This is a genomic window from Dysgonomonas sp. Marseille-P4677, from assembly GCF_016652235.1.
Lineage (GTDB): Bacteria > Bacteroidota > Bacteroidia > Bacteroidales > Dysgonomonadaceae > Dysgonomonas.
Genome location: NZ_JAEPKU010000174.1, coordinates 1 through 7,385 on the forward strand (window position 1 = coordinate 1; position 7,385 = coordinate 7,385).

Genomic DNA, 7,385 nt, shown 5'->3' on the forward strand with positions numbered 1-7,385 from the left:
ATATAGCATTAATTTATGGAACTCAAAAAGAAAGATTCTCTATATTAGTAGAATAAACAAATATCTTCTATGAAAAACTATATTTTACTCGTAATTATATTATTTCCTGTTCTAATATTTGGACAGAAGGACTACAGAGCCAGACTTCCTATCTACGGAGGATTTGAAGAAGTGGGCATTAGTCCATCCGAAAGGATTTTGATTGCAACAAAAGCAGGGAATATATATAAATCCAACAATATTGATAGTTTATGGCATTTAGGCTCTTTTGGTAGCTTAGATCCTTATTCTATGGGATTAGGTCAGCTTTTTGAAAGAATTAGTGTCTTTACAGAAGATATATTAATGATTTCAGGTCATATGAGTGGAAACGATATGCCCTATAATTTTGTTTACAGATCTGAAGATGGAGGTCAGCGATGGGATAAAGTTGTGTTTGGAAAAGGCAGTTGGATTGATTGTGCATATGTTTCTAATGATGGCAAAGCTTGGATGAGTGGATCTTCTCAATTAATTTACTATACAGAAGACTATGGTAAGACGTGGCACGAATTTGATAAGGTTGAGAAGATGGGAAATCTGAGATTTATTGCAGTACATTTTGCCCCTGATGGACAACATGGCTTATTTGGCTCAACATGGAATGTATTATATAAGACACAAGACAACTGTAAGACTTGGGAAAAGATAGAAACCCCACTAAATCAGAAAAAGGTTAAATGGGTAACAACAAACAGAAATGATCAACCAAGGATAAATAAAGTAAGAGTCCTTAAAGACAAATATTTGGTTAAGCAATTTGGAAAAGTATTTTATTCTAAAACAGATGTTATTAACTGGATACCTATTAAAAATGCTTTAGATTTTGAAATTACAGAATCAGGGAATATTTATGTGGTCAACAAAGATTTAACAGTTTCCTTGTTGGATAGTAACTTGGTAGAACAATGGAAATCTGAAAATAAAATAGAGTTTCCCAATGCTTTATGTGTAAAGAATAATAGTTTATTCGCCATAAATCATAATTCATTATATAAAATCAATGATAAAGAGTTTATTCAAAATGGAATTTTTACACAAGATGTAAAGATACCCGAACCTGAAAATACTGTTTTGTGGAAAGGAGAAAAGATTGGTATTTCAGGACGTGACATTTTACAATATGATAATCAGAAGAAATCATGGTTCAGAAGCTTTGTTTTACATCAAGAACTAACGGGACTATCTGTGTATGATAATAAATTGTTAACATCAAAAAAATTAGATGTATACTATATAATAGACTTAAACAATAAGACTGTAGAACCATATTCATTACCATTCAAACTGATAAACGATCCTCATGTAACAGTTCAGTCTTTCGTTATAGAGTCTGGAAGTCAAGGGTGTTTTCATAATCAAATGGCGACAGAAAAATATGAGAAGGTTGGTGCTATGTACAAAAAAGTGAGGGATGGGAAAAATACCTCTTTGAATCTCTTTCCTGAAAAGAGTAGTTCCCTTATCAATGATATTTTCAATCGGGTAAATGATTTGGCACCTCAATATATTTCAATAAAAGACTTAAATCTGGAGCAAAAAGATATAACAAAATATAAAAAGGACATACAAAGCAGGATAGATAAAAAAGAAGAAGGATGGGATTATATAGACCTTAAAACTTTTCCCGGAGAAGATACCGATTATAGTTTTTACATGAATATTGTTGATTCTATAAATAATCTACCGGATTCTGTAATGACTAAGATATTTGATTTCCATTTTAGAGGTTGGAGTACAACTACCGACTGGATAAAATTAAGTCTGAATTTGTCTAATGATGAGACTATTGTTATTAGCAATGATAATTATCTACCAAACTATTATTACTCTCCATGGATTATCACTTACAAGAATTTTAGGACGAAGTGTGTTTCCATAAAGCTCGGTGAACTTATTGATTCTTTAAGTGAAGGAAAAGTCTTTGAAAAGCAGTTCAAAGATAAAAGCTATGCACTTTATCAAATAGCGGATTATCTGTATTGGGAATTATTAAAAGAAGAATAGATAGTTATGAAAAGAGTATTGTTTATTTGTTTTTGCTTATTATCTACGGTAATGTATGCTCAAACTATTGATTCGCTAAAGTACGAACTTTCGTATTATAAATCCGGTGAAAAAGACGGAGGTAAAATAGCACTGGCTCGGGAATTACATATAAAAGCACCTTTCGATTCTCAGGGAGTTAGCTATATATGCCAATATTACTACGATAGAAATATAGATTCGGTCAATATTTTTCTGAATAAACTTATAAAAAATTTCCCGGACTCAACAAAAGCTTATATCCGTAAAGCTGAGAATATTACTTTTATTAGAGGGGTAAATCACGAGAAAGAGAAAGTAAAATGTTTGGAACGAGGATACTTGGCAGATAGTTTGGATCTTGAAATTAATTACATGCTTGCAGAATTATACTACAATGATTTCCTGAGACCTTATTTTAAACCATCATGGGGAATAGGAATAAAAGAGGATCGCAATAATAATTTATCTTCGTTACGCCCTGCCCGTAAACGAGTGTTTATTAAAGCAGAAGATAAAGCCTTATTCTACTTAAATAATCTGAAAAGAATTAATTCGCAATTAGAGAAAATTGTATTCTTTCCCATTCAGCAGATTGAAAAGTATAAAAATAGGCAATGGGTTGTAAAGTCCCCTCAAACGATTGATAATGATTGCTATTTCCCTATTTGGTATTTTATAAATCTTGAAGAAGGCTGGGAAAGCGATTTGTCTCGAGACTATTTGTTTGATTTAGAAATGTCCCCATCGAAAGGTCTGTCTTATTTCTTACAAAATATAGATGAGCCATGTCTGTATAATAATAAAAATATCAGTAACTCAGAAGTTTTTAGATTTACGTGGTTAAGGACATTTCATAATCCGATCTGCTTACGGTTGGAAAGGATAAATGAAAGTTATACACTACATTGGAAACTATTAGATGGAGCAGGAGGCTATGACTATGGGAAATTGAAAATATCAAAATCAAAAAAGATATCAAAATCCGAGTGGGATAGATTCAAAAATTTATTTAATGCGATAAAGCTATCTGAATTGCCAAATAGAAGTTACTATCCTATGACAGATGGTGCATCATGGACTATTGAATATTGGACTCCGGATATGTTTAAAGCTCATGATACCAATATTCCATCAGCAAATATTATAAGTTGTTGCAAATACCTGTTGCAACTAACAAAATTAAATATCAAAGAAGAGGATATTTATTAAAATTTCTCCTATGATTGAAAGCCTCCGTAGTTTTGTAAGGCGCTGTTTTGTAGAAAAGAGGTTTTTTATTTACACAAGTTTCAGGTAACATATTAAAAATGGCAGGATTAAAAGTCCTGCCATCGTAACCAGTTATTTTTTTGCCTTATTGAGCCTCTGAGCCAGTAAATCCATATCATGACTTAGCTTTTGATCTATAATCCGTGCATATATCTGAGTCGTTTTAATATCTGTATGCCCCAGCATTTTTGACACACTTTCAATCGGAACACCCTCTGTAAGACAAAGAGTTGCAAACGAGTGGCGTGCCACGTGAGTAAAAACCTCCCAAGCGATTCCGAATAGAATGACGAAGCTGTAACTTATTCTGTTGATAATGAGTTAAAATGCATCATTCTTCCTCTTGCCGAAAAAGCAAAGATGAGAGAACTATTGCAGTATTTGCGTTACCAAACCGTTAGCCGGGTTGTTACCTGAATGACAAGAGGTAACCCGGTGCAGGAAGCAGCATTCCAATTCGGTTTCTTATGTGGTGATCCACACTGTTTTGCATAACAAAGAGCGCTTGTATAACCGGTAACTTTGCCTTCAGGCAAAGCCCCCAAAATTATAAGCGTATGAAACAAGAAAAATTCAAGGTCCTGCTTTACCTTAAAAAAAGCGGTCTGAACAAATCAGGCAAGGCTCCCGTCATGGGACGCATCACCCTGAACAATTCAATGGTTCAGTTCAGCACGAAGCTGTCCTGTACCCCTTCTTTATGGAATCCCCGGGAAAGCCGCCTGGACGGTAAAAGCCGGGAAGCGGTAGAAACCAATGCAAAAATCGACAAGGTATTATTGGGAGTTCATTCAGCATTCGAGAGTCTTGTGGAGCGTAAGAAACCTTTCGATGCGGAAGCCATCAAGAACCTGTATCAGGGAAGCATGGATACGCAGGTAACCCTTCTGGCTCTTCTTGACCGGCATATGGAGGGACTAAAAGCCCGTGTCGGGATCGATTGTGCACCCACGACTTTGGCAACCTACAAATATACCCACCGCTCGCTCGGTAAGTTTATCAAAAAGAAATTCAAGGCCGGAGACATCGCATTCGGCGGGCTCAACGAACAGTTTATCCGGGAATACCGGGATTTTGTCTTGGGCGAACTGGGTTATGCCATGGAAACCGTCCGTCATTATCTGGCTATCCTGAAGAAAATCTGTAAGCTGGCTTTCAAAGAAGGTTATTCCGAAAAGCTTCATTTTGCCCATTACAAGTTGCCCAAACAAAAAGAAACGGCTCCCAAAGCTCTTAGCCGTGAGAGCTTCGAGAAAATACGGGACGTGGAAATACCCTCTATACGTCCGTCTACACTTTTTACCAGAGACCTGTTTCTCTTCGCCTGCTATACAGGCACATCCTATGCCGATGTGGTCCGCATAACGGGAGAGAACCTGTTCACAGACGAAGAAGGCAGCTTGTGGCTCAAATACCGGAGAAAGAAGACGGACTACCGGGCACGTGTCAAACTACTGCCCGAAGCTATTGCACTAATTGAAAAATACAAGGACGATAATCGGGAAACCCTGTTTCCGATGCAATCCGCCGAGATGGTCAAAGCCAACATGAAGGGTTTACGGGTTATGGCAAATATCAAAGAGCCGGTAACCTACCATTCAGGACGCCACAGCTTTGCCAGCCTGATTACCCTCGAAGAAGGTGTACCCATCGAAACCATCAGCCGGATGCTCGGTCACAGCAACATCCAAACAACCCAGATCTATGCGAGGGTTACTCCAAAGAAACTCTTTGAGGATATGGATAAGCTGATTGAAGCAACAAGTGATTTAAAGCTGGTCCTCTAATGATTACAATAACAATATACCGATCCAAAAAATAAAACAAAAAACTATGCGCAGTACATTCAGAATATTATTTTACATCAACAAAAATAAAGTCAAAGCAGATGGGACAACAGCTATCCTGTGCCGTATCTCCATTGACGGGAAACAAACAGTTCTTACAACAGGCATATATTGCAAGCCTGACGAATGGAATGCCCAAAAAGGAATCATCAGGACGGATAGGGAGAATAACAAGCTGATTGCTTTTCGTCAACGCCTGGAAGAAACCTACCGGCATATACTGAAAGAACAGGGAGTAATCAGCAGCGAACTGTTGAAAAATACAATTACCGGTGTAAATTCCGTTCCTGCCTATCTGCTCGAAGCAGGCAAAGTGGAGTTGGAACGCTTACGGGTTCGCTCCATAGAGATCAATTCGACTTCGACCTATCGCCAATCTAAACTCTCACAACTAAACTTACAGGAGTTCCTTTACGACAGAGGGATAAAGGATATTGCATTTGCTGACATTCATGAAGAGCTGGGAGAATCCTTTAAAATTTATCTGAAAACAGTACATAATAGAAAACCGGGATATATCAACAAATGCCTGACCTGGCTGAACCGCCTGATTTACATTGCCGTCGATCAGGAAGTATTGAGAAGCAATCCGCTTGAAGAAGTGAGCTATGAGAAGAAAGAGCCTGCCAGGCACAGGTACATAAGTAAATCCGATTTAAAGCGTATCATGGAAACACCCATGAGTGATCCACGCCTGGAACTTGTTCGACGGGTATTTATCTTTTCATCGCTGACAGGGCTTGCCTATGTGGATATGCAGCGGCTTTATCCGAAGCATATCGGAAAGACATCAGAGGGCAGGCTCTATATCCGAAAACAAAGGGTTAAAACCAAGGTAGAAGCTTTTATCCCTTTGCACCCGATTGCCGGACAGATACTTTTCCTCTATAATACCACTGATGAAAATAAACCTGTATTTCCTTTACCTGTCAGGGATAAGATTTGGTACGATATAAATCAGATAGGAGTAGCAATGGGATTGAAAGAGAATCTCTCCTACCATCAAAGCCGCCACAGCTTCGGAACGCTGGCTATATCGGCAGGATTGTCGATCGAGAGTATTGCCAGGATGATGGGACATGCCAATATTTCTACCACACAGGGCTATGCACAGATTACGGAACAGAAGATATCTCAGGATATGGACAAGCTGATCGAGCGAAGGAAAATAATATATAAATGATATATAGAAATATTGGGATTAGTAATAAAGCATAGATGACAATACATTGCAGGTATTTGTAAATCCAGTTTATCAATACAAATTTAGCAATCCTGAAATATTGAAACCGGTGTCAAAGGGTTAGATAAATAGATAACAGACGAGGGGATGCTTTATTCTTCTGATCTTTATATAAAAAGATAAACAGCAAATTCCGGTTTCCCTTTTTATGATCTGCTTATGAAGCGGATTATGCTTCGCTCCATATCCCTTTGGCAAAAATATATTGAATAAGCCAAGCGGTCAAATTCAGGCTCTATGAGTTTAGAGGGAAATACCATGCCATCCGTTATCACTCCGGCATAGCATTTTCCTCTAAAAATTTGACGCTTTGCTTTTTTCATCTTCGGCAGGCCAAAGGGACATAGCATGCGAAGCCGGCATCCGACGCATAGAACAGAAAGACATCTGGGGTCAACAGGAAGCAAAAAAAAAGAAAAGAGGGGAACAAAAGCTGCTCTCCTCTTCCTCTGCATAAAACACGATTGGCGAAATTTCCTTTAACGCTCTATTTGCGAAAGGCTTCGATGTAATTTCCTTCCAACAACCTCTGAATATCCGATTCCCTGTACAGGGTCTTACCTCCCAACTGTATGTAAGAAATTACTCTCTGGCTTCTATAATCCTGCAAAGTCCTGCGGCTGACTTTCAGTAACGCTGACACCTCCCTGTCTGTTAAATAACGTTCACCGTTAAACAAAGGGCTGGTATCACTGAAGGCTGTTTCCATACAGGTGATAATCTCTTCTAAGCCTTCAAAGAATGCAATAACGTCTTTATTGTGTTTGGTAATTAACTCTTCCATACTATTTTATAATTATATCTTTTAGTTGCTTATTTAACAGTTTATTTACCCGATTGAAGAAATTTCTCAATATCCGAAACCCTGTAATAAATCTTGTGATTGATACGGCTGAAGCTGATCCTTCCTGTATCCCTGTAGGTCTGTAAAGTCCTGGGAGAGATATGGAGCATCATAC

At 37.8% G+C, this 7,385-nt stretch carries 7 protein-coding genes and 1 pseudogene; 4 read left to right on the top strand and 4 right to left on the bottom strand.

From position 1 onward, the window contains the following. Nucleotides 1-69 precede the first annotated feature (69 nt). A complete protein-coding gene (locus JGH11_RS18235; protein WP_201114185.1) occupies nucleotides 70-2,046 on the top strand; it encodes a YCF48-related protein in 1,977 nt (658 codons plus the stop codon). Between the two features lie 6 nt (nucleotides 2,047-2,052). Beyond that, nucleotides 2,053-3,276, top strand: coding sequence for a hypothetical protein (locus JGH11_RS18240; RefSeq protein WP_201114186.1), 1,224 nt, complete (start codon nucleotides 2,053-2,055; stop codon nucleotides 3,274-3,276). Nucleotides 3,277-3,408: 132 nt separating this feature from the next. Here JGH11_RS18240 and JGH11_RS18245 read toward each other — a convergent pair. Continuing rightward, nucleotides 3,409-3,615 (bottom strand): annotated as a pseudogene (locus JGH11_RS18245) (tyrosine-type recombinase/integrase); the annotation flags it as partial. Nucleotides 3,616-3,893: 278 nt separating this feature from the next. Between JGH11_RS18245 and JGH11_RS18250 the strand changes: the two are divergent. Both JGH11_RS18250 and JGH11_RS18255 read left to right on the top strand, forming a co-directional pair. Beyond that, nucleotides 3,894-5,123, top strand: coding sequence for a site-specific integrase (locus JGH11_RS18250; RefSeq protein ID WP_201114187.1), 1,230 nt, complete (start codon nucleotides 3,894-3,896; stop codon nucleotides 5,121-5,123). A 46-nt stretch (nucleotides 5,124-5,169) separates the two neighbouring features. Beyond that, on the top strand, nucleotides 5,170-6,366 hold the full coding sequence (locus JGH11_RS18255; protein ID WP_201114189.1) for a site-specific integrase: 1,197 nt from the start codon (nucleotides 5,170-5,172) through the stop codon (nucleotides 6,364-6,366). 206 nt (nucleotides 6,367-6,572) lie between these two features. Here JGH11_RS18255 and JGH11_RS18260 read toward each other — a convergent pair whose 3' ends face one another. From JGH11_RS18260 to JGH11_RS20490, 3 genes are all read right to left on the bottom strand, one after another. Continuing rightward, the gene (locus tag JGH11_RS18260; protein ID WP_201114191.1) at nucleotides 6,573-6,749 is read right to left on the bottom strand and encodes a hypothetical protein; all 177 of its coding nucleotides are present in this window, start codon (nucleotides 6,747-6,749) and stop codon (nucleotides 6,573-6,575) included. Between the two features lie 164 nt (nucleotides 6,750-6,913). After that, nucleotides 6,914-7,210: a helix-turn-helix domain-containing protein gene (locus JGH11_RS18265; protein ID WP_201114193.1), complete on the bottom strand. Its 297-nt coding sequence runs from the start codon at nucleotides 7,208-7,210 to the stop codon at nucleotides 6,914-6,916. Nucleotides 7,211-7,251: 41 nt separating this feature from the next. Further along, the gene (locus JGH11_RS20490; RefSeq protein WP_201114195.1) at nucleotides 7,252-7,383 is read right to left on the bottom strand and encodes a helix-turn-helix domain-containing protein; all 132 of its coding nucleotides are present in this window, start codon (nucleotides 7,381-7,383) and stop codon (nucleotides 7,252-7,254) included. Nucleotides 7,384-7,385: the final 2 nt, after the last annotated feature.

What these genes read in the sequence shown, in the direction of transcription:
- JGH11_RS18260 (WP_201114191.1), bottom strand. Translation starts at nt 6,749, where the DNA reads ATGAAAAAAGCAAAGCGTCAAATTTTTAGAGGAAAATGCTATGCCGGA.
- JGH11_RS20490 (WP_201114195.1), bottom strand. Translation starts at nt 7,383, where the DNA reads ATGATGCTCCATATCTCTCCCAGGACTTTACAGACCTACAGGGATACA.
- JGH11_RS18250 (WP_201114187.1), top strand. Translation starts at nt 3,894, where the DNA reads ATGAAACAAGAAAAATTCAAGGTCCTGCTTTACCTTAAAAAAAGCGGT.
- JGH11_RS18255 (WP_201114189.1), top strand. Translation starts at nt 5,170, where the DNA reads ATGCGCAGTACATTCAGAATATTATTTTACATCAACAAAAATAAAGTC.
- JGH11_RS18240 (WP_201114186.1), top strand. Translation starts at nt 2,053, where the DNA reads ATGAAAAGAGTATTGTTTATTTGTTTTTGCTTATTATCTACGGTAATG.
- JGH11_RS18235 (WP_201114185.1), top strand. Translation starts at nt 70, where the DNA reads ATGAAAAACTATATTTTACTCGTAATTATATTATTTCCTGTTCTAATA.
- JGH11_RS18265 (WP_201114193.1), bottom strand. Translation starts at nt 7,210, where the DNA reads ATGGAAGAGTTAATTACCAAACACAATAAAGACGTTATTGCATTCTTT.